Here is a 25611-nt window from a genome sequence, read left to right on the forward strand (position 1 = left end):
TGGGCTGCGCGCAGGTGGCGAGCGACTCGGGGCAGAACACGGTGTACTACATCGGCGACACGGGGATCAGCTCAACTCGCGGCGGCACGTGGCCCGACCCGCCGGCGTTCTTCCTGTTCGACGTCCCCGCGGGCGGCCCGTACGAATTCACCGCGACGGCGGGGACCTCGCAGGTCGCGACCGACGTGCCCGTGATCGTCCCCGACGCCGTCACCTTCGTGCTGCTGCTCTTCCACGACGCGTCGAATCCCACGCCGGTGGAGTGCGAGTAGGGGAAACGAAGCGCTCCGTCACTTCGCGGCGGGGCGCACGCCGAAGAGCCAGAATTCGCGTGCGTCGTCGCTGTAGATCATGTTCGTCCCGCCGGTGAACGGAGCGGGCGGACCGGTGCCGCGCACGCTCGTCCAGTCCTTGCCGTCGAATCGCCACACGTCCCGCAGCGCGCCCGACGTCTGCGAGTGCCCGCCAAAGAGCAGGATCGTGCGATCCCTCGGGTCCCACACGAGATTCGGATTCGTTCGCGCCGGCGGCGTGGTCGTCGTTGCGACGCGCTTCCAGTCGCGGCCGTCGAAGACCCACGTTTCGGCGAGATCCCCCGACTTCTCATTGAACCCGCCGAAGAGCACGCCGATCTCACGCTTGCGGTTGTAGCACCACCCGAATCCGATCACGGCGCTCGGGGTGGTCGTCGTCGGAATCCGTCGCCACGCGTCACCGTTGTACGCCCACGTCTCGAGCGCCACACGCGGCGCATCCGATTCGCGGTCGCCCGCGCGCTCGCCGCCCATCCCGCCGAAGAGCAGCGCGCCTCGCGGACCTGCCGCGAACGCCGCGCCCCGGCGAGCGACGGGAGCGTTCTTCGAGGCGAGTTCCTTCCACGCGCTTCCGTCGAAGATCCACGTGTCGCCGAGTTCGCGTGCGTTGTCGAACCCGCCGAACAGCACCGCGCCCCCGTCGCTCAGGGATGCGAGCGCGGCGTCGAATCGCGCCGGCGGCGCGGGCGTTCCCCGGTGTTCGATCCACGCGTCGCTGTCCAGAATCCACGTGTCACCGAAGGGGCGGTTCTTCTGGCGCGACGCGCCGCCGAACAGCACGATCCGCCCCCCCGCGAAGCCGGCCGACGCCGAGCTGCGCGCGTCGGGGCCCGTCCACGGACGTGCGTCCCACGCCTTGCCGGACCAATGGCGGGCGTCCGCCAAATCTCCCGCCTCGGGTCGCTGACCGAAGGCGACGATCGGCCCGCCCCGGGCGGCGATCCACGCGACGTGGCGTGACCGGGGTGCGTCGAGCGCCGCGCCGGGCTGCGGCTCCCATCGCCCGTCGCGATACAGCCAAGCATCGGCCAGATACGCGTCGGGCTCGTCGGGGTTTCCGGTTCTCCCGAAGCCTCCGAAAAGCCAGATCCCGCGCCGCGCGGGGTCGTAAACCATCCGGTGATCAACGCGCGCCGACGGCGCGGTGGACGTTTCGATCTTCGTCCAGCGTTTCCCGTCGAACTCCCACGTGTCGCCGAGGGGATGCGTGTCGTCGCCGCCGCCGAAGAGCACGTACACGCCGCGATGGAGATCAAAGGCCATCGACGCGAAGGCGCGCGGCGACGGGCGCGGCTCGGCGGTGACGGCGTTCCAGTCGTCGCCGTCGAACGTCCAGGCGTCGTCGAGCATGCGGTGCGGTCCGTTTTCGTTGACGGTCGCGGCGTCATCGCCGGAGCGTACGACCTGCACGACGCCCGCGCGTGCGTTCTCGACGAGTGCAACGGTCGCATAGGACCAGACGGGGGAGGGCGGAGACTCGGCGCGGAAACTCGCGCCGTCGAAGGACCACAGGTCGTCTCGGGCCGCGCCGTCGCCGAATCCGCTGAAGATGTACGCGCGGCCGTCGACGGGGTCGCGGACCGCGCGGGCGTTGCTGCGCCGGGGCGGGTGCGGAACGACGTCGAGCCGCGACCACGCACCGCCGCGCCGGATCCAGCGGTCGTCGATGTCCTCGAGTTCGCCGTTCGCGCCCGGGCCGAATCCGCCGACTAGCAGCACGCTCCCGGTTTCGGCACGCCCGACCATCGTGGCCAGGCTGCGCGGGGAGGGGGCGTCCGGCGACGACGCGCGCTGCCAACGGCCGTCGCGCAATAGCCACGTGTCGTTCAGATCGCCGGTTGCCGCGCCGAATCCGCCGAACAGCAGCACGGCATTGGAGGATGAATCCCACGCGGCTCCCGGGTTCGATCGCGCGGGCGGGGCGGTGGCCGACGTCAGCCGTGTCCACACGTCGCCCGCCAGAACCCAGGTGTCGCCCAGGTAGCGGCCGTCGTCGCTCATGCCGCCGAAGAGCACGATGCCATCCGGGGTGGAGACCATCACGTGGCCGACGCGGGGCTCCGGCGCGGGCATGTCCGCGGGGATCTCCTGCCGCGACCACGTTCCGCCGCGAAACACCCAGGTCCCCTGAGCATAGGTCCCACCCGGCGACGATCCGCCGAAGACATGGACGTCCCCGGTCCGGGAATCGGCGGCTGCGGCGAAGGCGGTGATCGGCTCGGGCAGCGGGGGCAGGACGATCCATTCGGCCGGGCCGGCGGCGAAAACCGGCGCCGAAACCGCGATCACACTGACGAAGATCGCTGTAAAGGCGACTTTTCGTAAATTCATTCGGCAATTGCCTCCGCCCGGCTTGATCCGCCGATTGGCATTTGTTATAGGAAGCGCCGTTTCGATAAACCCTCGACGGCCCATCGGAGGTTCTTTTTCATGGCGAAGCCCGAACTCGGGAAACGATATCGCTGTTATTCCTGCGGATGCGCCTTTTATGATCTGGGCAAACCCGCGGCCCTGTGTCCCCGTTGCGGCGCGGACCAGGCCACGGCCCCGAAATTTTCGGTGCCGAGCAGCTCCAAGGCTTCGATCGCGGCGATGCGCGACACGCCGATTCCCATCGACGACGACGAGGTCGAGACGGATATCGGAACGGAATTCGACGAATTCGGCGACGTGACCGCGCTGGACGAGGACGACGTCGAGATCGCCGAAGAGGAAGAGTAACCCCGGAGGGGCGCGTCGCGGCTCCTCAAACGCCGCGACGCAGCGCCACCCGGTGGGCATCCCACGCCGACCAAGCCCACAGCGCGATCGCCGGAAAGCCGCCGATCAACACGCCACGAAACAGCCATCCCGACAGGCCGGGTGTGGGCGGCGTCGTCACGAACGTCGGATCCGTGATCGCGTTCATCATGGCGAAGTAAGCCGAAAACCCTTTCCAGATCCCGTAGAAAAGATAGCCCAGTCCCGCGAGTACGCCCGTGAGCGTCGCCGCACCTTTCGCCTTTTGACCGTTGTAAATCTGTCCCACGCCCGGGCAAACGAGCCCCGAAAGCATCGCGGCCTTGCGCGCGCGGTCGCGGGGCGTCTCTTCAAATCGGTCCGGAGGTTTCAGCCCGGGTCGATTTCGCGCTTGATCCGTTGCCAAAGATCCTCCAGTTCAGCCACGCTTTTGTCTTCGAACCTCGTGCCCGATTCGGCAAGCCGGTCCTCGAGCCGCGCGAACCGTCGCTCGAATTTCGCGGTGGCCCTTCGCAACCCGTCCTCCGCACTGACACCGAGGTGCCGGCCGTAGTTCACCAGCACGAAGAAAAGATCGCCGAGCTCTTCCTCGATCCGATCCGCGTCCCCTTCGAGTCGCGCCTCCTCGAGTTCGTCGATTTCTTCGCGCACCTTGTCGTACACCTGCTCCGCGTTTTCCCAGTCGAATCCCGCCTTGGCCGCCCGTTCGCTGATGCGAAACGCGCGCAGCAGCGCGGGCAGCGACGCAGGAACCTTCGACAGGATGTGATGCGTGCGATCGGTCTTGCCCTCGGCCTTCTTGATCTCGGACCACTGCGTCACCACCTGATCCGGCGTCAGATGTTCGCGCTCGCCGAAGATGTGCGGATGGCGGCGCACCATCTTTTCGCCGAGCGTCTGCGCGACGGCGTCCATGGAAAAGTGGCCGTCCTGCTCGGCGAGCCGCGCGAGAAAGAGCACCTCCCACAACACATCACCCAGTTCCTCGCGCAGTCCGGCAAAGTCGCCCCGGTCCACCGCGTCGAGCGCCTCGTAGACTTCTTCAAGGACATACTTTCGCAAGCTCGCGTAGGTCTGCTCGTTGTCCCACGGGCACCCGTTTTCGCCGCGCAGCGCGCGGATGATCTCGACGCACGCGTCGAAGTCGTACTCGCCCCGCGTGATCGCGTCTTTCAGGCGATCGGAGATCATCGGACCGGCTCGACGGCGAGGAAGCGTCGCAGTTCCGGGCAGACGTCTTCGTCGCGCACGCTCGCGGCCGCGGCGGACAGATCGACGGAGTTGTAGGTGTTCCAGAAAACCGCGGGGCCGAGCCGCGCGCTGTGGTTTCGCAAAAAAGCCGTCATGCCGGCGAACGCCTTTCCCGTGTAGGTGGTTTCGAGGTTGATGTCATGCCGCGCGCACAGCTCGACCGCGCCCCGCGCCTCATCGGTCACGCGCCCGTATTCGCCGCCGAAATGATCGTGCAGCAGCGTGATGTCGTCGTCGGTCACGTGCACGGAGCCGATGTCCGCGCCCGCGTCGCGAAGCAGGCCGAGCGCGCCGTTCGCCATGCGCAGGATCGCGCCGTGGTTCACGACCAGTCGGTCGACGACGCGAATCCCCACGACGCGCGTGCGCAACCGGGCGAGCTTGATGCCGGCGACGAGCCCCGCATAGGTGCCGCACGAGCCGACCGCGCAGAATACGAAGCGCGGCTCGGGTACGAGACCCGCCTCGACCTGCGCCGCGAGTTCCTGCGCCGCGTCGACGAAGCCGATGGTGCCCAGCGCGTTCGAGCCGCCGCCGGGGATGAGTGCCGTGGGCGCGTCGCCGTAGAGCCTCGAAGCCGCGAGTTCCTTCGCGACCAGCCAGGCCGTTTTCGCGTACCCGCCCGCGTGGTGGCAGATCGCCCCGAAGTGGGCAAAGAGACGGATGTTGCGCTGCACGGATTTCGTCACGGGTTGGTCGAACAGCACGAGGTGGCACTTCAGGCCCAGCCGGCGCGCGTAGACCGCCGTCGCGAGGCCGTGATTCGTGCCGATTCCGCCCATGGTCACGACGGCCGCCGCGCCCTCGGCACGCGCCTTCGCGAGCAGGTATTCGAGCTTCCGGGGTTTGTTGCCGCCGTATTCCCCGGCGCTCATGTCGTCGCGCTTGATCCAAAGCGCCGCGTAACCGATCTCGTCGCCGAGCGCGGGCGCGGTCTCGATCGGTGTCGGTCCGGCGAGGATATGCTCGCGCGCAAATCGCCCGGCGAGCACCGGGAATCGCTCGAACAGCGGACCGGTCACGGCGTTGCCTGCCCGTTCGCGGCGAGACCGAGTCGCTCGCGAGCGAGGGCCTGATCGGCCAAGAGGTCCCGCTCGAATCCGGTCGACGCGGTCATGGCGAGAACGCCCGTCCACAGCGCGCCCGCCTCGTCGGCGCGGCCCTGCGCGTCGTAGGCCCTGGCGAGCCACGCGAGATTCGAACTGAAGTTCGGCGACAGCTTGCGCGCGCTTTCCAACGCTTCGACGGCGTCCTCGGGCCGGCGGACCGGCGCTTCGAGGGCGAGAATGCCCAGTTGGCGGTCGGGCCCCGCGAAATCAAAGGCCGGATCGATCTTCTTCGCGCGTTCGAGATCCTCGCGGAGGGCGCCGAGTTCGGAGAGTTGCCCCAAGGCATCGCGCGCGCGAAGCGATTCGAATCGGAACACCGCGCGATAATAGGGTCCGGCGGGCGACTTCGGAAATGACTTCGCGACGGAGTCGGCGAGGCGCTCGCCGTCGGCGAGCGCCTGCACGCGAGCCTTCGCGTCGGGCGAAAACCGGACGAGGTAGGCGTCGGCCGCGAGGATTCGTTCGGGGAACCGCGCATCCGTCGGAAAAGCGACTGCGGCGCTCGTCCAGATGCCGATCGCGGCGGCGGGCGCTTTCAGATCCGCGCCCCGTCGCGCGAAGAGTTCGTCGCCCCGACCGAGAAACGCGCCGGCATCCTGCGCGGAGGCGCCGACGGCGAATCCGATCCATGCGATGACCAACGCGAACGCTGCCGCGCACGCGCGAATCGGTCCGCTGTCGAATCGGGGGCTCACGCCGCCTTCAATCGATACTCGATCCGGCCCAGCGAATCGCGCGCGGCTTTCACCAAGTTGCCGTGGCTGAAGAATCCGCTGAGCGGAAAGAAGAAGATGCGCAGGACAGGGTTGGAGAGCCGTGTGACCATGCTGCGCAGCGCCTGCGACGACCTTTCCGTGCCGAGCAGCCCCATACCCTTGAGGGCCGCGACGCGAAGCGTCATGTCGTGGCGGTAGATCGAGCCCAGATGCTTGCCGAAACGGAACTTTGTCGCCGGCAGCAGGAGCGCCTCGGCCTCCGGTCCGCCGATACGCGCGATGGCGTTGATGATCGTCGACCGCAGCGACTCCTCGGAATAAAAAAGATCGACGAGCTTTGGCACCGCGTGCTGCGCCTGCAGCGTGCCGAGCGTCGTGATGGCGGCTTCGATGACCTCGCGCGATTCGTCGAGCAGGAAATCCGCCGCGAGCCTCGCCCCCTCTTCCGGGTCGAGCTTCGCCGCCGCGCCGATGACCTCGCGCCGAAGGCGCGGGTCGCGGTCCTCGGCCACGGTTCGCAGCAATTCCACATCTTTCGCGGCGCCGAGTTTGGCGAGGATGTCCACGCAGTTGCGCGCAAGATAGAACGAATCGTCCACCAGGCGGTTGTCGCCGCCCGTGCGCTGAAACATCCCGCCATCCTGGAGATTCTTGAGCTTCCACACGCACATGTCGTAAGCGCGGGAACCGATGCCGAGCAGCGTCTGAAAACATCGGTTGCGGAAAGAGCGCGACGGATTCTTGAAGCCCTCCAGAAGCTGCTGCACGACCTCCTCGGTGCCCAGCAGTTCCAAAATCTTCTGCGTGTTGTCCACGACGCTCATCGATTCGGTGTCGAGTTCCCGCACGAGCACACCGACGGTCTCGGCGTCGCTGGCCTGCACCAGCGCCGACGCCGCGAGTTCGCGCAGCGCGCGCGTGTAGGTGTCCTGCTTGTCGGCCGGCAGGTTCTCGGCCTGCTTGCGCACGCGGTCGAACTGTCGCGCGACGCCCAGCGCCATGCCCGTGCGGCGCGCCACGACCACGGACCGGAAGACGTCGATCATCGTCTCGAAGAGCTTGGCGCACACCTCCAGATCGCGTTCCTTGAACCATACGCGCGCCGACAGGCGCTCGATGATCTCGGTGAGGGTCGTGTCCTTGTTCTTCGAGATCGTCAGGTCGACCATCTTCGAAAGATTGTCGAGCGCGTGGAGACGGTCCTCGGGTCCGCCGCGCGCCATGTCGTCGAGCAGTTGTTCGATGGTCGTTCGCGCGGTGGACCAGCTCATCGCGTCCTTGAGGCCGCCCTTCGAGAACAGCGCCTGATCGGCGAGCGAGGGGTCGAGCGTGAGGATCATCTGCGCAAGGGCGACGCGCGACTTCTGGTCCTTGCGAAACGAACCCGTGACGAGGCTGGCGAAGGTCTTGGCGATGTCCTCGCCGCTGATGTCGCCGACCGAGCCGCCCTGCTTGATCTTCTGGACGAGTTCCGAAAACACGATGTTTTCGAGGGCTTTTTCGTCGCTGCGCAGGTCGTCTTTCTGCTCGACGATGCCGTCATCGGCGATGATGCCGTACTTGAACTGGTCGACGAGGATGTGCGTGACGCCCTTGGAGTCGAGGATGCCCTTCACGCCGCCGCGGCCTTTGATCGACGCGGCCGTCTCGGCGAAGATCATGACGAACGCGCGGACCTCGTCGAGCGAGATGCCCTTGCGGAACGTCAGCGAGTTCATGTTGCGGTCGTCGAGCTGCACGACGAAGTCGTCGAGGTAGTTCGCCTTCTTCTTGATGCGAACGTCCTCGACCAGCAGGTCGGACCCGATGCGCGAAACGGTCAGCGACTCGCGGTCCTTGAGCAGGTCGTTGATGGTCGACAGCAGCGACTCGATGCCCAGCGAGATCGACGGGTGGTCGACCGAGGTGTACATCTTCACCGAACGCAGCAGCAACGACAGGCGCTTGATGATGTTGTTGCCCAAGCGGGCGATGACGGCCTCGGAGAGCTTGCCGCCCTGACCCGCCTTGCCCGAGCTCACGAGGTCGCGGCCGTCGGCGCTGGCGCGCGCCGCGTCGTCGGAAAACACGGTCGTGTAGATGACGTTGTCGTCCGACCGGAAATCGGCTTCCTTCAGAATTTCGACAAAGATGTTCCAGTAGCCGCGCCCGTAGTGGTTGAGATCGACGACGAGGCTGCGTTCCTTGATGTCGTCGCGCGAGAGGATGTGGCGCACGACCTCGACCGGCGTGGTGCGCATCTCGGGCATGCCCTCGTCCTGGATGCGCGCGCGCAACAGGAAGAGGATCTGGATCGTCATGGCCGTCTTGGCCTTGAGCAGCATGAGCGACGTGGCGTCGGTGTGCTTGATCTGATCCAGCAGCTCATCCAGCCCGCGCAGCTTCTCGGACGACTTCATCGTGAAGCGGAGCTGTTCCCATCCCTTGTTGCCGAGCTTCTTCATCATCAGCGTCTGGTCGAGGATGAGCAGAAACGCCCGGGCGTAGCCCAGATCGTCGAGACTTTTGTCGATGATCTGACCGAGCATCTCGACGGCGGGTTTGACGCCGCCCGTCAGCATCGCGCGCGAGAAGATGTCGGCCTGCTTGTCGAGCGTGTCGACCGCGCCGATGTTGCCGATCACGGTTCCAACGTTGATACCGGTGTCTTCAGACATCCGAGGCCCCCCGGGATGTATTCTTGCGCGTACCGCGACTCGGAAAACTCAGGAAGAATTCGTATCCCAAGGCGAAATGATAACCCGTCGCGTGGCGCGGATCAATTCGGTCGTCGGCGCGAGAGAGTTTCCGGTATTCGCCGAGGCCGGCGCTTTCCGGCCGCCGCGCCGCGCGGGCCTTCCGGCCTGTCGCGAATCCGAGTCCGGGCCGCGGTCGCGCTACTTGCATTCAAAACCCCCTTGCAGTAAATAAACGCACCCTGGTCGGGGTGCAACGGAGGCTCGAAAAGCGATGGCCTTGGTGCTCATCACCATCATTCATGTGCTGGTTTGCATTTTTCTCGTGCTGGTCATTCTTCTTCAGACCGGCAAGGGCGCGGACATGGGCGCGGTGTTCGGCGGCGGCGGCTCCAACACGGTGTTCGGCTCCGCGGGCGCCGGCGGTTTTCTGACGAAGATGACCACCGCGGGCGCGATCACCTTCATGATCACCTGCATGGCCCTCGCGTGGATCTACGGCCACCAGGAATCGGCGGTACTGCGCACGCTGGAGAATACGGCGCCGATCAGCGAACCGGCGGCCCCCGGCGAACCGGCGACGGCCCCTGCGGCCTCGGATTCGATTCCGGCCGCGGCATCGACCGCGCCGAGCGAGGCCGTTCCGGCCGAAGCCGCGCCGAGCGATGGGGCTCCCGCCGCGCCGAGCGACGCAGCGGCTCCGATGGCGCCCGCTGCCCCGACCGAGCCGGCCGGTGAAGCCGCGCCCCAATAACAGGTCGATCGAAACGAAACGTGGCGGGCGTGATCGCCTGCTGACACATACGCGGAAGTGGTGGAATTGGTAGACGCGCCAGCGTGAGGGGCTGGTGTCCGAAAGGACGTGGGGGTTCGAGTCCCCCCTTCCGCACACCAAAGATTCGGCCGGCGAGCGGTGACGAACCGGCTCTCCGCCGTTTTCGTTTTCGGGCGCGAAACGACTCAGAACGACCTGGGCGACTCGTAGAGCCGGGCGTACTCCTGAAGCGCGTAGCGGTCCGTCATCCCCGCGATGTAGTCGCAGATCACCCGCTTCGTCCCGTGTTCGGCGATCCGGTCGAAATACCGGGGCGGCAGCATGGTCGGCTCGGCGACATACGCCTCGAAAAGCGCACGGAGCACTCTCTGCGCATTGAAGCGCCGCCGTTCGAGTTGATAGTGCTTGTAGAGGTGGTCGTACTGGTAGCGGCGGATCTCCTCGACCAGTTGCGCGACCGGTTCGGAATGCTCGACCAGAATCCCGCCCGCCTCGCGCACATCGCGCAGGGAATGGATCGCCCGGTCGGCGAGGATGCGGGTCGTATTCGCGACGAGGTCGAGAACAAAATGGCCGATCAGGTGGCTGATCGCCATGGCCTTTTGGTACCGCCGATCGACGTCGCCGTAGCGGCTGCGCACCGCCGTGAGCGCCCGGTCCCAGACCTCCACCGTACGCAGGTCGTCCCAGTCGAGCAGGCCGCTCTCGAGCCCGTCGTCGATGTCGTGATTGAGGTACGCAATGGCGTCGGCGTAGTTGATGAGCTGCGCCTCCAGCGTCGGTTGCCATTCGGGGTGATAGTCGCCGATCGACTCGCCCATCGGGTGGTCGTACCACGTCGAGTGCTTGATGATGCCTTCGCGCGTTTCGAAGCACAGGTTGAGGCCCGGGAAATTCGGATAGCGATCCTCGAGCAGCGTCACGACGCGCAGCGACTGATGGTTGTGCTCGAACCCGCCCACGTCGGCCATCAGCTCGCGCACGGCATACTCGCCGCTGTGTCCGAAGGGCGTGTGCCCCAGGTCGTGCGCCAGCGCGAGCGCCTCGGCGAGATCCATGTGCAGACGCAGCCGCCGCGCCAGTCCCCGCGCGATCTGCGCGACCTCGATCGAATGCGTGAGCCGCGTGCGGTAGTAGTCACCCTCGTGATTGACGAAGACCTGCGTCTTGTATTCGAGGCGGCGAAACGCCGAGCAGTGGATGATGCGGTCGCGGTCGCGCTCGAAATTCGGCCGGTCGTCCTTGAACGACTCCTCGTGAACGCGGCCGAGACTCTCTTCGTCTTTCGCGGCGTAATCGGCGAGCGGAAAGGGACGCATCGTTTCCTCCGTTGTCACGGAAACGTTCGCGCCGCCGGGCGCGTCACGGGGTTTTCGCCGGATCGGCCTTGGCGGCGTCCTTCGCCTTCTGCTTCAGTTCCTCGAGCTTTTTCAATTCCTCGGGGGGCAGTTTTTTCCAACCGCCCGGCGACTTGCCTTCGGCCTTGAGCTTTTCGAGCTTGCGCTGCACGCGCTCGGCGTGGACGTCGAACGCGTTGCACAGGCCCACGATCGCCCACGACATGGGATCGAGCCGGATCTCGTTGCTGGCCGGACTCGTGCGGATGCCGCCGTACACCTCGTCGGGGAAGGGCAGGAAATACGAATTCTGCTTGTCGAACTGCTGCGCGAGCAGAAAACCGGCCCCGCGCAGGATGGCTTCCTCGTATGTCTTGGTCGGCAGACCGCGCTCTTTCGCCACCGCCATGGCCGCGTAGAGCGCGTGGATACCCTGACCCGTCGTGGCGACCTTCGGCGGTTTCGACCCGCGAAACGCCCCGGCGTAATCGGGGTACTGCAACGATTCACCGTCGTATTGCCGGCCGAGCCAGGAATCTCCCATGGCGAGCGCCGCGTCGGCGTAGGACTCGTTGCCGGTGACGCGCCACAATTCGGCCATGGCCTCGGCGCCCCAGGCGGGAACCTCGGCTGTGAGCTGAAACCTGGCGATCTCCCGATCGGCGGCGGCTTTGGCCGCGGTGAGCCAATCGACGTTGGGATTCACCTCGTAGTACCGGGCCAGTGCCAAAATCGGCAATGCGCCGAGCTCCGCGTTCGGGCGCTCGGGTCGCCAGTTGAAGAGTTTGTGGTAGTAGGTCGGGAAGAACTCGCCCGCGTCGTCCTGAACGACGGAAAGGTAGTACGCGAGCCGATTCACGCGCGCCTTGCCGAGTTCGTCAATGACGACCGGCGGCATCGCGGTGAGCGCGAGCAGCGACATCGCCGTGGCGGATGTTTTCGCGTTCTGGAAGAATTCGATGTGGCTCGCCTCGGGCTCCATGAGCGGAACGTCGATGTGCTGTACCAGCCACAGCAGGGCGGGCTTCGTCTGGTCGATGATCTCGATGCGCTTGCTGAACGCGAAGAGCACGGCGAGCGACCAGAGACCCTGCGCGTGCTGCGTGGGGTTGTATTCGAAGAATCCCGCGGCTTCGTTCTCGAAGGGATCGAACCGATCGCGGAACCGGTGGCTGTCCTCGATGTTCTGAAGAATGTGCCGACCCGCGCGCAGCGCACCGTCCTGAATGTCCTGCCCGCCGAATCCCTTTGAAACCGGCATACCGCGAAACAGCTTGACCGGCGCGTAATCGGGCAACTCCTGCAGGAACGAGACGGTCCGAAAACGATATACGGGCCGATCTCGCCACCCGTCGTTGCCGAGTCCGGCCGACTGCGACAGCTCGCTCAACATCTTCAGTTTGCGCGAACGTACCGAGCCGGAATCGCTCTCCCATCCGAGATTGAGGAAGTCGGTCGGAAGCTGGAAGAAAAACTCCGACCCTTTTTGCGTCATCAGCCCGTGAACGCCCGGCTCGATGCCGCTGCCCTTGCCGTTCTTGTCCACCTCGGTGGGCTGGAGCGATCGGATCACGTCGATCTTGATGGCGATGCGCTCGCGATCAACCAGATAGGTTTTGGCGAAGGCCGGGTGACGCATCACTTGCACCGCGGCGCGCAGCAGGCGCTCCTGCGTGTCGCCCTCGAGCCCGACTCCCCAGATCATCGGGGCGGCCTTGTGGAAGACGGTGACGAACACAGGCAGGTTGCCGAGGTCCGGGATGCCCGCTTCCTTCGGCATCGCCATGAGTTTTTCGAAGTCGGGATAGATCTGGAAACTTCTGCGCACCGCCGCGGCCATGGCGAGTTGCTGGAAGAGCGTGAGGTCGATCTCCTGCTCGCTTGCGGGGATGGCCTCGGGTGCGCCGTCGCCGGAACACGCCGCCAGCGCCACCAGGGCGACGATCACGATGACGGAGATGGCGCGTTTCATAACCGGACCGCCGCGCGCAGCGCCGCGACCTCGTCGTCGCTCAGGAATCGATAACGCCCGCGGGGGAGATCGCCGAGGCCCAGCGGTCCGAACTCGACACGGCGCAGCTTGCGCACGGGGTGGTTGACGACCTCGCACATCAGCTTGACGAGGTGATAGCGCCCCTCGTGCACGGTGATGACGAGGCGGTCGTGGGGGCCGGGGTTTTTGAGCACGCGCACGATCGCGGGCTTCGTCTTTCGACCTTCGACAACCACACCCTCGCGCAGGCCCGCGAGCGCGCTCGGCTCGACGCGTCCCTTCACCAGCGCGTCGTACACGCGGGGGATATGCGATTCGGGGCGCATCAATTTATTCGCCACCGTTCCGTCGTTGGTGAACAGCAGCAGGCCCTCGGTGTCGAAATCGAGACGCCCCACCGCCTCGACGCGCGCCTTCACGCCTTCGAGCAGTTCGAAAACCGTCGGGCGCTTTTCGGGGTCGGAGCGCGTGGTCACGTATCCGGCGGGCTTGTGGAGCATGACGTACACGAAAGGAGCGACGCCGCGCACGAGCTTGTCGTCGACGCGGACGTGGTCGTGCTCGGGATCGATCGACATCCCGGGCTCGGTCACGACCTTGCCGTTGATCCGGACGTGGCCTTCCTTGACCAGATCGCCGGCCTTGCGCCGGGAGGCGACCCCCGCGCGAGCCAGAAACAGGACGAGTCGAATGCCCACGTCAGTCCTCTTCCGGCCCGTCGTCGGCATCGCCGTCGCCCGTGTCCGCGCCGTCTTCGTTTTCGTCTTCGTCTTCGTCTTCGTCGTCATCGTCGTCGGCGAATTCGTCGTCGTCTTCAAACTCGTCGTCGTCGGTTTCATCGTCCCCGTCGGCGTGCGGTTCCTTCGCGTCGTCATCTCCATCGCCGTCGGGTTCGATCTCGATCGCGGATTCGACGCCGGCGGCGTTTTCGTCGTCGGGCGCCCCTTCCGGCATGAGTTCCAGTTGCCGATCTTCTTCGCCGTCGGGCGCGGGATCGCCGACCATTCGGAACTCTTCGGCGTCCTCGGAGCCCAGCGATTCGATTTCCTTGAGCGTCGGCAGCGACGAGAGATCCATGAGGTTGAAAATCTCGAGGAACTCGGACGTCGTTCCGTAGATGAGCGGTTTGCCGGGCACGTCCTTGCGCCCGAGGATGCGCACGAGCTTCTTTTCCACGAGCATTCCGACCGCGCTGGTGCTGTCCACGCCGCGGATGTTTTCGACCTCGGGCTTCGTAATCGGCTGGTTGTAGGCGACGATGGCGAGGGTTTCCAGGGCCGCCTTGGAGAGCCGCGTGGGTTTTTGCTCCACGAGTCGCTTGATCCAGTCGGCGTTCTCCGGATTCGTGCGGTACTGATAGCCCGACGCCACCTCATCCAGGTAGACCCCACGCCCGTCCGATCGCGACTCGTCCTTCATCTCGTCGAGAATCTGCTTCAGTTCGCGGGTCGGCATGTCGTCGAGCACCGCGCGGATCTTGGCGAGGGGCAGCGGCGTTTCGCTCACGAAGATGAGCGACTCGATGATCGACTTGATTCGACTATTCTCCGTCGTCATCGCCTGCCGTTCCCCCATTCGTCCCGTCTTCCGCGATCTCGTCTTCCGTTGCCGCCGACGCGGGTGCGGCCGCCGCGTCCCCGGCCGTCTCGACGTCGGTCGTCTCGTCTTCGACCGGCGCGTCGGCCTCGGCCTTTTGCACGCGCGCGACGATGTGAATCGACGCGAGCCGACCCTCCTGATACACGCGCACAAGGCGCAGTCTCATGAGTTCCAGCAGCGCCAAAAAGGTCGTGATCATCTCGCTCTTCGTCGTCTTGTCGTCGAAGAGCTGCTCGAAAATCACCGAGCCCTTGGCCGCGAGAAGCTCGGTGAGCTGCGTCATCCGCTCGCGAATCGACCAACGGTCGGGCGCAATATAGTGAATGCGCTGGTCCAGGGGAACCCGTTTGAGCACCTCACGGAAGGCGTCGAGCAGCTCCGACATCTGGACTTCGAGATAACCGGGGGTTTGCCGCGCTTCCTCCAGGTCGGGCGACGGGAACTTGCGGGCGAAGACGTCGCGTCCCAGCCTCGGGCGGTCGCCGATCTCGGCGGCGGCCTCGCGATAGCGCGCATATTCGAGCAGTTGCCGCGCCAGTTCCTCGCGCGGATCGGGGCCCTGCTCGCCGTCCTCCAGTTCTGGACGCGGCAGCAACATGGCGCTCTTGATCTTGGCGAGCGTCGCCGCCATGACCAGATACTCGCCCGCGATGTCGATATTGAGTTCCTTCATCAGGTCGAGAAAATCCAGGTACTGCCGCGTGATCTGCGCCATCGGGATGTCGAAGATCTCGTATTCGTTTTTGCGCACGAGATGCAGCAGCAGGTCGAGCGGACCCTCGAAGCTTTCGATGTGGATGCGGTATTCGTCCATCGCGCCGCGTTCTACAGGCCGAGGGCGGAACGCACCGCCGTCATGGTGGCCGAGGCTGTCTCGCGCGCCTTGTCGTTGCCCGCCGCAATGATGCGGTCGAGTGCGGCGGGGTCGGCTTCGAATTCGCGCCGTCGTGCCTGAATCGGCCCGAGCTGCGCCGTGATGCGCTCGATGAGCGGCTTTTTGCACTGAAGGCACCCGATGCCCGCCGTGGTGCAACCGGTGCGCACCCACTCCAGGTTCTCCTCGGTGTCGTAAGCCTTCCACAGCGTGTAGACGGGGCAGATGGAGGGATCGCCGGGATCGGTTCGCCGCTGGCGGGCGGGATCGGTCATCATGGTGCTGACCTTTTGGCGAACCTCGTCGGCGCTGTCGGTCAGGTTGATCGTGTTGCCGTAGCTCTTGCTCATTTTACGGCCGTCGGTGCCGGGAATCTTGGGCACCTCGGTCAACTTGGGCGCGGGCTGGACCAGTACCTCGCCGAAGAAGTTGTTGAAGCGCCGCGCCACGTCGCGCGCGATCTCGATGTGCGGCACCTGATCGATCCCGACGGGCACAAAATGCGCCCTGTAGATGAGAATATCCGCGGCCTGCAGGATCGGGTAACCGAGAAACCCGAGCGTATTCAAGTCCTTGTCGGTGATCTGCTCCTGCTGCTCCTTAAAGGTCGGGCACCCCGTCGCCCACGGCAGCGGGGTGTACATCGTCAGAATCAGGTACAGCTCGGCGTGCTCTTTCACCTGGCTCTGCACGAAGATCGTGCATTTGTCGGCATCGAGCCCGGCCGATAGCCAGTCCATCACCATCTCGCGGGTATTCGCCGCGATGCGTGAGGTGTCGGCGTAGTCGGACGTGAGCGCGTGCCAGTCGGCGGAAAAGAAAAAACACTCATATTCATTCGACAGCGACAGCCAGTTCGCCAACGCCCCGTGCAGATGGCCGAGGTGGAGCCGCCCCGTGGGACGCATGCCGGACAGTACACGCTTAGGACCCATGTTTTCTCCCTGCCGTCAACGCCGGATTACAGGCCGGCGAGACGAAACGACCACGTGACGAGCCGCGTCGTGATCGGACCGAGCGTCTTGTGAAAAATGCCCCATCGCATCGGATCGGCGATGAGCAGAATGAGAATGAAGGAGCCGTACTGGCCGATCGCGAGATACCGCTCGGCCCAGTCGTCGGGCATCAGCGAGGCGGCCACCCAGCTTCCGTCGAGGGGCGGCAGCGGGAACATGTTGAAGACCGCCAGCGCGATATTCACCCAAATCAGCCCCGCGCACAGCGTGAACAGCGGCTCCAGCAGAAATGTCGCGTGGGGGAACGCGGGCATCCACACGCGCACCATCATCGCCGCGCCCAGCGCGAACAGGAGATTCGAGATCGGCCCCGCCGCCGCCACCAGAGCCGCGTCGCGTTTGACGTGGCCGAGATTCATGTGATTGACCGGCACCGGCTTCGCCCATCCGAACGCGAACCCCGCCGTCATGACCAGCACCAGCGGCACGAGGATCGAGCCGATGGGATCGATATGACGCAGCGGATTCATCGTGACGCGACCCATCATCCGCCCGGTGGGGTCGCCCAGCAGGTCCGCGCTCCAGGCGTGGGCCGATTCGTGAAACGAAACGGCCAGCACCAGAGCCGGGACCTGAATCAGAATGCGCAGGAGCAGATCGGCGTCCAACGGGAGGGGTCCTCGTCCAGTCCAAATAGGGGCGTAGGGTTAGCAGCGGTCCCCGGGGCTGTCAACGCCGTCGGGTGGGCTGACGCACGGGCCGCCGGACTTGCCGACGGACGAGCGCTTCGGTCGTCGGCGGTCCGCGCAACGCGGGTGTTCGCGGGGCGCGTTCGACGGGGAGCACAACGTCTCTTTTCGGGTTGACAACCCGACGGGCTGTTCCCAGCATGAAGCCACCGCTTTCGAAGCGTGTCGCAACCGATCTGCAAACATGTGCGTCGGACGCACATCCTTGCGGGGGCAGCTCATGGCAAAAATTCTGGTGATTGACGACGACAGCGAGATTCGCCGGGTGATTCGCCGCGAGCTCGAACATCACGGTCACGAGGTGACCGAGGCCGACGACGGCGCATCCGGTGTCCGCGTCTATCGGGAGCGTCCCGCGGACCTCGTCATCACCGACATCATCATGCCCGAAAAGGATGGGCTCGAATTGATGATCGAATTGCGCAGGCAGTATCCGGACTTGAAATTCATCGCCATCTCGGGCGGCGGACGACACGCGCTTCTGGACTTCCTGCCCGCGGCGGAGCGGCTCGGCGCGACCCGCTGCGTCAAGAAGCCCATCTCCGCCGTCGAATTCATCGACATCGTTCACGAGGTGCTGGCGGGCGAGCCCCCGGCGCCGTTTCCCGCGAGCTGACGACGGACGCGACCAGCGACGTTGCCCGCGGGGCGAGCGTCTTCTATAGTCCGACGGGACTTCGGATACCCCCGCAACATCGGGGATTGGGAGGTGATTCGTGGGCAAAATCGACTTCGGCAAGGCGTTCGAGCAGGGCTGGGCGGGATTCTCGAAGAACATCGTGGCGCTGATTGTCGCGACGCTGGTCACCGGGGTCATTTCCATCACGATCATCCTCGCGCCGCCGATGTTCGCCGGGCTCTCCCTGATGGGGCTTCGCGCGGCTCGCGGCGAGCAGGTCGAGATCAACGACGTCTTCGCGGGCTTTCAGAAATTCGGGCGCTATTGGGGTGCGATGCTTCTGATGGGGTTGATCGCCATTCCCGTCGTGCTGCTCACCTGCGGACTCGGCGCGTTCGTGATCGGCGGTGTCTATCTCTTCTCGATCCTGCTGCTTGCCGATCGCGACCAAGCCATCGGCGAGATGCTCTCGACCAGTTGGGCGTACTTCAAGAGCGACTGGCTCATGGCGGTGGTCCTGTCGTTTTCGACGGGAATGATCAACGGCCTCGGCGGGTCGATCGGCATCGGTGCGCTGGTCACCATGCCCTTCGTCGTGTGCGTGGTCGGCGCGGCCTACACGCAGGTCTTCGACGACGAGGTCGTCCCGGCGGCGCGGCCCGTGGCGACGCCGGTCTGACCGCGACGATTACGGCGCGACCACGGTTCGAGTTACGCCAAGACCACGGTTCGCGTTACGACATGACCACGGTGCGTGTGACGAACTCGGGCGGGTCGTTGATCGCCTTTTTCACGGCGCACTGTTCCACCGCGCGCACGAGCGCCGGATAATACTTCTCGGGGAAATCCGCCGGCACCTGGATGTCGATCAGCACCCGTGCGAGGCGGTGCGTTGCCGGGTCATGCTCGGTGTTCTGCACCACGCGGATGCCTTCGGTCGGAATCTTGCGGGTCTGGCAGAAGTTGAGCACGAAAAATCCCGCGCACGCGCCGATCGACGCGAGAAACAAATCGAAGGGCGCCGGGGCCGAGCCGTCGCCTCCCGCGCGCGGCGGCTGATCGGTGACGATCTGAAAACCCTTGTAGTCGGCCGCGACCTTCTGGCCACCGACGAACGACACCACCATCTCCGGCATCTGAAATCCCTTTCCGGGTTCGGAAGAGCGACAACGGGCGCCGGTCCGAAACCGTGCGCCCGTTCAAGATAACCACGAATCCCGGAGGAGCAAGGTCAGTCGATGACCTCCTGCCACAGAAGAATGTCGATGGGGTCGGAGACGATGTTGTACGCCGACGAATAGGTGTACCAGAAGTTCGGGTCGTTGTTGTTCGTAAACTCCGACGGATTCTGGATGATCGCGGTACCGAAGGCCGTGACGACGCCGGTGTACTTGATCTTGCCGTGCATCTCGTAGTCGCCCTCGGTGTAGGTGAGGCCGTTGAGCTGCGACTGCGCGTTGGTGTCGAAGTTCAGGAGCACGTCGTCCCGGGCGATGAAGCTGATCGTGGCACCCCCCGAATAGAATCCGCCGGTACCGACGATCTTCCCGGTGGCGATGATCGAGCCGGTGCCCGAGATCGAGCCGTTGAGTGTCACGTCGCCGTCCACATAGACCGTGCGCTTGCCGTCGGAGTCGGCGGGAACGTTGTCGAAGTTCAGGTTGTTGAACGTCACGTTCGTGCTCTTGTTGCCGCTGGTGCCGTCGGTGTCGTAATGATGCGCGCCGGTCGCCTTGCCCTCGAGGAGCGCCCAGTCGTCGTCCGAGAGCTTCGCCGCGTTCACGTCGAGCGCGGGGGTTTCGATGCGGCTGATGGGATCGGTCTCCGAACCGTCCACGTAGGTGAACGAGGACGTGGACGGCGCGTACATGTTGAGCGCGGGCGTTCCGCTGTCGAGGTCGAAGTAGGCATTTCCGTTCAGACGGATGCCCTCGGTCGAAACGCGCGGCTTGCCGGAAATGTGCAGGTCGCCGCCGAGATTGATGGCGTGGTCGAACGCGGAATCGACGTTGACGATCGCTTCGATGTGCCGCCGGCTCGATCCGGCTCCGCCGATGCTGTCGAGCTTGAGCAGTTGCGACGTGAGCGAGGTGACGGTGACCTGATAGTTGCTGCCGTTGTTCTGATCCGTGCTGCCGAATCCATCCATCCACGAGTTGTCTTCGCGCAGCTCGGCGATCGCGCGCTGCACGCCCGACTCCGCGGCGAAAAACGCCTGCGCGCTGCGCTTGTAGTTCCACGTGATCTTCATGTCGGTGTTCGACACGGTCATGCCCGCGAGGCCGATGAGCAGCGTGGACGCCATGACCATCATGACGATGATCATGACCGCCCCACGGCGCACCGACGCGCGAGTGCGCCGGCGAATCGCCAAACGGCTTGGTGTTAGGAACCGCATGGACACCTCCCCGCGCTGCACAGGTAGACTTGGCAGCTCGCACTCTTGTTGCCGGAGTAGTCCTGCGCCTGGATGTAGTAGCCGTAGCACGTGCTGTCCGTATTCATGCTGGAGAACGTGTCGGTGTAATCGATCACGTCGGGAGTCGCCGTGTTCTGGTCGGAGACGAGCGTGTACTTCTTCGACCACGATCCGCAATTCGCCCGGCGGTAGATGTTGTAGCCCGCGACGTCTTCCTCGGTCGACTTGCTCCACTGCAGCAGCACCTGCTTTTTCGCGAGTACGGTCCCGGTGAGGCCGAGCGGGCAGGCCGGCGCCGTCGTGTCGTTCGCCAGATCGTAGGTGTATGCACCCGTTTCCGGCTTGCGCGCGGTGGCGCCGTTCCCGTCGGTCGCGATGATGTAGATCCACATCCGCGCGTCGGACGAGTAGGGGATCGTCCCTTCCCAACGGCTGTCGCCCGAGTCGTAGGTCAGGTCCAGCGTTGCGTATCCGGACGACGGCGCGGTGCTGCTCATCGAGGTGTCGACCTTGTAGTAGAGCTTGGTCGACGTGATTCCGGTTCCCGAGTAATCGGTCACCGCGACATGCACGGGTACCGGGCGGAACTCCGGCACCTGGATCGACGAGACCGTCGTGGACATCGCCGTGTCGGTCGCCGGCTTATCCTGGAACGGCTGCGCGATGAGCGGCGCGGACGAAATCACCCAGCTCATCTCCGAGCTGTCGCAGGTGCGTCCGTAGGAGGTCAGCTCGTAGCCGACCGTCGCCGTGACGGTCGCGCCCTTCATGTTCATGTCGCTGTCGGAGGTCGTCGTTCCGACGCGCTCTCCGGACGCGCGCGCGGTCGTGAGCGCGGACGCAAGGGTGATCTGCGTGCCGAGGATCGCCGTGACCGTCGCGGTCGCGGGCGACGAATCGCCGATGTAGAGCACGTCGCCGACCTTGATTCCCGATGCCGAAGCGACCGAGATCGTCGTCGATCCGTTCGGCGCGCTCATCGAGAGCGTCGTGCTCGGGCGGGCGAATTCGAGTTCCACCGCCAGCGTGCCGCTCGCCGAGATCTGCGGATACAGGGCGTAGGGAATCTCGATCTCGACCGGCCCGGCTGCTGGGCTCGGCGACGCGGTCCAGATGGTCGTTCCCGAGGGCGCCTTCACGGTCTTCAATTTGGCGTCGGCGCGATCCCACGCCAGATTGAGCGAGGTGATCTTCGCGCTGGTCGCCGTCGAATTCTTGAGCTGGAACGTCACGACCTGATTGTAGGTCCCGCTCGTCGTGACTCCGTAGCCGTCGTCGGCCTCGATGCCGCCGTTCTGAATCGTGATGTGGCGATAGGGGGACTGCGTGTACTGATACTCGTTGTCGATCGCGTAGACCCACAGGTCGTATTCGCCCGAGCACCACTGCGAGACATCTCCGGCGGGACAAGGACTCGAATCGCCCGAGAATCCGCAGTATTGCTTCTGTAGCTCGGAGCGCGGGAACTGGTAGGTGCCGGTGTCGGGCGTCACGTGGAAGATCATCGACGTGATGCCCTTGCCGTTGTCCGCCGCGAGATCGGGCGGGTTCGACAGATTCGTCTCGTCCGGATCATACCCGACCGCTTGGAACACGAGCTGGCCGTTCGAAATGACGGTCCCCTCGTCGGGCGCCGTAATCTCAACGAGGGGCGATCGGGCGTCGGCCTTGGCCGAAGTCGAAACCCGGTCGCCGCAGTTGCCGCACCGGTCGCACGCCCACGCGGAATAGAAGTACCACGTGCCGTTCGTCAGGTTGTCGTGCGAATAGGACTTCGTTTCGCCGGGCGCGCCGCCCTCGTTCGTCAACTCCGTTCCCTGCGTCATGGTCATCGGGGTCGTGCCCGTGGACCAACGGATGATGACGTGGTCGAAGTCCGAATCGGCCGGGTTCGTCCACTGGAGCTGGACCTTCTGATCGCCGCCCGTGGACCCGAAGGGACTCACGGCCGCCGGCGGCGTCGGCGTGGTTTCGGCGGCCGTCGTATCGGTGGCTCCCGAAACCGGCGCGTCGGCGACACCGCCGGACCCGTCGCCGTACGCTTCATCCGACGCCTCACCCTCGCCAACGCAGTCCACCGTCGTGACCTTGTAGTAATAGGTCGTACACGGCTCAACGGTCGTATCCGCGAATGACGTGTCCGCCTCGCCGAGGGTGTTCTCGTCGGCGATCATGTTCTGCGAACTGATCGCGAATCCCGCCGACGTTCCGCGATAGACGCGGTAGCCCATCGCATCGGGTGACGCCGACGCGGTCCATGTCAGGTTGACCACCGCCGTGCCCGCCGTGGCGTCGAGTCCCGTGGGCGGGTCGGGGCGCGTATCGTCCGACAGCGTGAACGACGTCCCGGTCGAATCGTTGCTTTCGTTGAAACTCTGATCGTAGGCGATCATGCGCACTTCGTAGGTGACGCCGTGAGCGAGCCGCGCGTCCTCGACGACCCACTCATCGGCGGCGCCGTCGGAGACGTTGTACGCGGGCGTAAAATCGCCCTGGCCCGACTCGCCGTAGATGACCTTGTAGCCGCCGAGATCGGTGATCGAGCTGCCGTCGCACGCATTGGCCGAGGGCGGATTCCAGCCGATCTTGAACTGACCGCAAACGCCGTCCTCCGCGATCGCCAGGTTGGTCGGAGGATTCGGCGCGCACTGGTCGATCGAGAACCCGCGATTGCCCATGTTGCGCAGGTCGACCGACGACGAATACGACTTGGTGCGCCCCTCGGAGAGAGCGCTGCGGGTTTCGAGCGAGACTTCGATGCGACGCACCGACGCGCGCTGATCCTGCGTCAGGCTGGCCAGCGTGGCGGGGGTGAGTTGGGCGCCGTCCTCGTCGTAATAGCGAAGCTGGAAATTCGCGATGCTGCTCGCGGTGGCGGTGCCGTTTTTCGAGAGCGTCTGCGTGCCGAAGTTGTATCCGTACGATGTGGTCTCGACGGTCTTGACGAGCGTCGTGGCGGTGTCGAAGCCGTTCACCAATCCGCGCGCCAGATTGATCTTGTCGGGCTCCGACGACATGTCGACCGGATTGTCCTCGTCCACCGGCACCATCTCGACGGTCGAGCCGTTGTGCAGGAAGACGTAGTCGTCTTCCACCACCGTGTCGGAGGCATCATCGAGATTGACGAGGATCTGCGTGGCGCCGGCTGCCGCATTGGCGGAGAGAACGGTGGACACGTCGGAGTCGATGTCTCCACGGAAGGTGATCGTGTCGGACTTCGCGTCGGTGACGGATTCGAGTCCAACGACCCCGAACCCCGCCATGCGCATCTCGCGGGTGAGTTGCTCGAGCGAAACGCGGGCGTTTTGCAGCGACTGCGCCTGGTCGTCCACCGCGATGTAGCTTTTCGACTGCGCGACGTACACGGCGTAGGCCGCGCCCATGACGACGAGCGCGACGAGCGTGGTCACCAGAAGCTCGACTACCGTGAATCCGCCGCGCCGCATCGTCATCGGGTCATCTCCTCGCGATCAGGCTCGACAGTTCCACCTGCGTGCCCGATGCGGCCTGCACCAATACGCGCACATCCTTGAGCGTGTCGTCGGCGTTCGTCGAAACCGTGGTCACGCGACGATACTTCGCGTGGTCGGCGATCTCCCCGTACTCCTCGGTGTCGGACTGCACCTCGTCGTACGTCGAGGCTTTCAGGTTCTCCAGCTTGGTCTGCGCGAGATTGGTCGCGCTCATGACCGAGCCCGAGAGCGTCTGGCGGTGGTACACCGCAACCATCGTCGAGGTCGTTGCGAGCAATCCGACCGTCAGCATGAAGGTCGCCATCAGCACCTCGGTCAGGGTGAAGCCCGACCGCCGCGCGTCGCCGTTTCGTTTCATCCGTCCGCGTTCCATCACGTTCACCTCCCGGGCCGACCCTTAGAAGTACGGCACCCAGGGATCCGAGGGATTCTGTCCGCTCCAGCGCATCGGCGTGATCCGTCCCGTGGACAGGATCTGCACCGCGCGGTTTCGATCGCGCGAGCTGGACGCGGCATCCGTCTTCGACAACAAGTACACCGAACCGGGGTTCAGCGCCTCGCCGTTGGGCCGGAACGTGCAGCTCGGCGGATTCCCCGCGCCCGTCAACATCACACCGGCGCTGATCGTGCCGCCGCCCACCCCGGCCTCGGAGGACGAGTTGAACTGGATTCCCGCCGCGAGTTCGCCCAGCGTCACCGTCTTTTCCAGGTCGTAAATTTGGGGCCCGTCGGCGTCCGCGTCGATGTACACGGAATAGGAGTGGCCGGTCAGGTCGAAACTCACGATCACGTTCGACGCCCGGTCCACCGCCATCGAACGCGCGAAGCGCAGGTCCTGCGCCACGATTCGCGCCGCGTTGTTGACCTGCATGATCGACTGCCAGGACCGAAACGCCGGAATCGACACGATCATCGCGCCCATGACCGCGATCGCGACCACGAGCTCGATCACCGTGAATCCCGGGCTGTTTCGTCCATGCGTCATGGGCCAATCCCTTCGAGTGCTTCGTTCCCGGGCTCCTCTGTTGCAATCCCCGTGCCTGAGAAAAAGCCACAAAACGCTTATCGCTCACGAGGTTCTGAAAGTTCGGCATTTCGATTCGTAATCCCATAGCACGTTTCGTGATGTAGACCTTTTCGGCAGATTCCTGCGCGGACTGAGGGGGAAACGAGCCCTTTCGCAGCTCTGATCGCACGCCGCCTCTCGTCTCCGATGTGATCGTCCTCCAGCGATCGCGAGGTTGCCATGGCGTTGCGGTGCGTGTTAAACGCCGCAAGGACAAACGGCACGAGCGGGACCGGGAGGCGCGGCATGACGAGCAGCGCAATTTGGCCGGCGATTATTGGGGTCGGGGGGGCGTCGGGCGCGGGTGCGCTTTCGATCCTGTTTTTCGTGCTGCTCGGCCTGATCGCCCTCGTGGTCGTAATGGGCGTGCTGATCACGCTCTTTCGGCAACTCCCTTTGTGGCTTTTCGATTCCTGGCCCCACCTCGCCGGCATCGGAGCGGGGCTGGCGGTATATTTCACCGGTCATAACTGGAAGGCGGCGGTCGCCTTTGCCGGCGCGGGGATCGGGTTCGGGTTCGTATGGACTGCGTTCGTCGAACGCCAGGCCCGGCGAGGAACCGGCTTCGCGGGACGGGTTCACAATCGTCTGCTCAGGCACGCGAGCCGGTGACCATTCGACGTAACGGGCGGTCTCAACGCAAGGACGACTTTCGATGAAATCTCACGAACAACCGCGCGCCCGGCGACGTCTCGCTTCCGCGATGATCGTCCTTTTCGCCGCGCTCGTCGCCTCGGCGCTCCCCTCGTGTTCACGCCCGGAACCGGCGGCGTTTTCGCTTTATGAGAACATCCCGGCGATCGAATTGTCGCTCGGCGACCTCGCCCACGTGCGCGAGATCGCCGCGGCCGCGATCGCGGGAACGACGCACGAAAGAAGGACCGACGCGCACCGGCTGATCTACCACCCCGAGCACCGCGGCGTGTTCGTTTCGGTGGTGTTCCCCA

General features: G+C 65.0%; 25 protein-coding genes and 1 tRNA gene. 8 read left to right on the forward strand and 18 right to left on the reverse strand.

Features of this window, described 5'->3' with window-relative positions:
* Positions 1-272, forward strand: a 272-nt coding sequence (locus tag IT350_14810) for a hypothetical protein (GenBank protein MCC6159319.1), incomplete at its 5' end; no start/stop codon positions are given.
* A gap of 18 nt (positions 273-290) precedes the next feature.
* Here the strand turns inward: IT350_14810 and IT350_14815 are convergent.
* Entirely contained in the window at positions 291-2645 is a 2355-nt protein-coding gene (locus IT350_14815; GenBank protein ID MCC6159320.1) for a hypothetical protein, read from the reverse strand.
* A 99-nt stretch (positions 2646-2744) separates the two neighbouring features.
* Here IT350_14815 and IT350_14820 point away from each other — a divergent pair, with 99 nt between their 5' ends.
* On the forward strand, positions 2745-3035 hold the full coding sequence (locus IT350_14820; GenBank protein MCC6159321.1) for an FYDLN acid domain-containing protein: 291 nt from the start codon (positions 2745-2747) through the stop codon (positions 3033-3035).
* Positions 3036-3060: 25 nt separating this feature from the next.
* On the opposite strand, the gene IT350_14825 is transcribed toward IT350_14820, so the two are convergent.
* Genes IT350_14825 through IT350_14845 form a run of 5 tightly spaced genes read right to left on the reverse strand, consistent with a single transcriptional unit; the run spans position 3061 to position 8786 of the window.
* Positions 3061-3369, reverse strand: coding sequence for a hypothetical protein (locus IT350_14825; protein ID MCC6159322.1), 309 nt, complete (start codon positions 3367-3369; stop codon positions 3061-3063).
* A gap of 53 nt (positions 3370-3422) precedes the next feature.
* Positions 3423-4244, reverse strand: coding sequence for a nucleoside triphosphate pyrophosphohydrolase (mazG, locus tag IT350_14830; GenBank protein ID MCC6159323.1), 822 nt, complete (start codon positions 4242-4244; stop codon positions 3423-3425).
* Positions 4241-5326 carry a pyridoxal-phosphate dependent enzyme gene (locus IT350_14835; GenBank protein ID MCC6159324.1) on the reverse strand — a complete coding sequence of 362 codons (1086 nt, stop codon included), beginning with the start codon at positions 5324-5326 and terminating at the stop codon, positions 4241-4243. The genes mazG and IT350_14835 overlap by 4 nt, the downstream gene beginning before the upstream one ends.
* A complete protein-coding gene (locus tag IT350_14840) occupies positions 5323-6108 on the reverse strand; it encodes a tetratricopeptide repeat protein (protein ID MCC6159325.1) in 786 nt (261 codons plus the stop codon). Before IT350_14840 ends, IT350_14835 begins: the two co-directional genes overlap by 4 nt.
* The gene (locus IT350_14845) at positions 6105-8786 is read right to left on the reverse strand and encodes a hypothetical protein (protein ID MCC6159326.1); all 2682 of its coding nucleotides are present in this window, start codon (positions 8784-8786) and stop codon (positions 6105-6107) included. Before IT350_14845 ends, IT350_14840 begins: the two co-directional genes overlap by 4 nt.
* Before the next feature lie 292 nt (positions 8787-9078).
* Here IT350_14845 and secG point away from each other — a divergent pair, with 292 nt between their 5' ends.
* A complete protein-coding gene (secG, locus tag IT350_14850) occupies positions 9079-9558 on the forward strand; it encodes a preprotein translocase subunit SecG (protein MCC6159327.1) in 480 nt (159 codons plus the stop codon).
* 51 nt (positions 9559-9609) lie between these two features.
* A tRNA-Leu gene (locus IT350_14855) sits at positions 9610-9693 on the forward strand.
* Between the two features lie 71 nt (positions 9694-9764).
* Here the strand turns inward: IT350_14855 and IT350_14860 are convergent.
* From IT350_14860 to IT350_14890, 7 genes are read right to left on the reverse strand one after another with little or no spacing between them, the layout of a single operon-like run.
* A complete protein-coding gene (locus IT350_14860) occupies positions 9765-10898 on the reverse strand; it encodes a deoxyguanosinetriphosphate triphosphohydrolase (GenBank protein MCC6159328.1) in 1134 nt (377 codons plus the stop codon).
* A 43-nt stretch (positions 10899-10941) separates the two neighbouring features.
* Positions 10942-12888, reverse strand: a complete 1947-nt coding sequence (locus IT350_14865) for a hypothetical protein (GenBank protein ID MCC6159329.1) — start codon at positions 12886-12888, stop codon at positions 10942-10944.
* Positions 12885-13637, reverse strand: coding sequence for an rRNA pseudouridine synthase (locus IT350_14870; protein ID MCC6159330.1), 753 nt, complete (start codon positions 13635-13637; stop codon positions 12885-12887). Before IT350_14870 ends, IT350_14865 begins: the two co-directional genes overlap by 4 nt.
* Entirely contained in the window at positions 13609-14466 is an 858-nt protein-coding gene (gene scpB, locus IT350_14875) for an SMC-Scp complex subunit ScpB (protein ID MCC6159331.1), read from the reverse strand. Before scpB ends, IT350_14870 begins: the two co-directional genes overlap by 29 nt.
* Complete coding sequence (locus IT350_14880) at positions 14450-15322, reverse strand: segregation/condensation protein A (GenBank protein ID MCC6159332.1); 873 nt, start codon at positions 15320-15322, stop codon at positions 14450-14452. The genes scpB and IT350_14880 overlap by 17 nt, the downstream gene beginning before the upstream one ends.
* An 11-nt stretch (positions 15323-15333) precedes the next feature.
* Positions 15334-16317 (reverse strand): tryptophan--tRNA ligase, encoded by a 984-nt coding sequence (trpS, locus tag IT350_14885; GenBank protein MCC6159333.1) that lies wholly within the window; start codon positions 16315-16317, stop codon positions 15334-15336.
* Positions 16318-16343: 26 nt separating this feature from the next.
* Positions 16344-17006, reverse strand: coding sequence for a site-2 protease family protein (locus IT350_14890; protein ID MCC6159334.1), 663 nt, complete (start codon positions 17004-17006; stop codon positions 16344-16346).
* A 301-nt stretch (positions 17007-17307) separates the two neighbouring features.
* Here IT350_14890 and IT350_14895 point away from each other — a divergent pair, with 301 nt between their 5' ends.
* Positions 17308-17703: a response regulator gene (locus IT350_14895; protein ID MCC6159335.1), complete on the forward strand. Its 396-nt coding sequence runs from the start codon at positions 17308-17310 to the stop codon at positions 17701-17703.
* Between the two features lie 100 nt (positions 17704-17803).
* Positions 17804-18385: a hypothetical protein gene (locus IT350_14900; GenBank protein MCC6159336.1), complete on the forward strand. Its 582-nt coding sequence runs from the start codon at positions 17804-17806 to the stop codon at positions 18383-18385.
* Between the two features lie 55 nt (positions 18386-18440).
* On the opposite strand, the gene IT350_14905 is transcribed toward IT350_14900, so the two are convergent.
* The 5 genes from IT350_14905 to IT350_14925 form a co-directional block, all read right to left on the reverse strand.
* Positions 18441-18842: an OsmC family protein gene (locus IT350_14905; protein ID MCC6159337.1), complete on the reverse strand. Its 402-nt coding sequence runs from the start codon at positions 18840-18842 to the stop codon at positions 18441-18443.
* Positions 18843-18937: 95 nt separating this feature from the next.
* The gene (locus IT350_14910) at positions 18938-20032 is read right to left on the reverse strand and encodes a hypothetical protein (protein MCC6159338.1); all 1095 of its coding nucleotides are present in this window, start codon (positions 20030-20032) and stop codon (positions 18938-18940) included.
* A 59-nt stretch (positions 20033-20091) separates the two neighbouring features.
* Entirely contained in the window at positions 20092-23577 is a 3486-nt protein-coding gene (locus IT350_14915) for a hypothetical protein (protein MCC6159339.1), read from the reverse strand.
* 4 nt (positions 23578-23581) lie between these two features.
* Positions 23582-23971 (reverse strand): prepilin-type N-terminal cleavage/methylation domain-containing protein, encoded by a 390-nt coding sequence (locus IT350_14920; GenBank protein MCC6159340.1) that lies wholly within the window; start codon positions 23969-23971, stop codon positions 23582-23584.
* 24 nt (positions 23972-23995) lie between these two features.
* On the reverse strand, positions 23996-24583 hold the full coding sequence (locus IT350_14925) for a GspH/FimT family pseudopilin (GenBank protein ID MCC6159341.1): 588 nt from the start codon (positions 24581-24583) through the stop codon (positions 23996-23998).
* 327 nt (positions 24584-24910) lie between these two features.
* On the opposite strand from IT350_14925, the gene IT350_14930 reads away from it, so the two are divergent.
* Together IT350_14930 and IT350_14935 are read left to right on the forward strand one after the other, a co-directional pair.
* Positions 24911-25276 (forward strand): hypothetical protein, encoded by a 366-nt coding sequence (locus IT350_14930; protein ID MCC6159342.1) that lies wholly within the window; start codon positions 24911-24913, stop codon positions 25274-25276.
* A gap of 43 nt (positions 25277-25319) precedes the next feature.
* On the forward strand, positions 25320-25611 hold a 292-nt coding region (locus IT350_14935), incomplete at its 3' end, for a hypothetical protein (protein ID MCC6159343.1).

The organism is Deltaproteobacteria bacterium (genome assembly GCA_020845895.1).
Taxonomy (GTDB): domain Bacteria; phylum Lernaellota; class Lernaellaia; order JACKCT01; family JACKCT01; genus JADLEX01.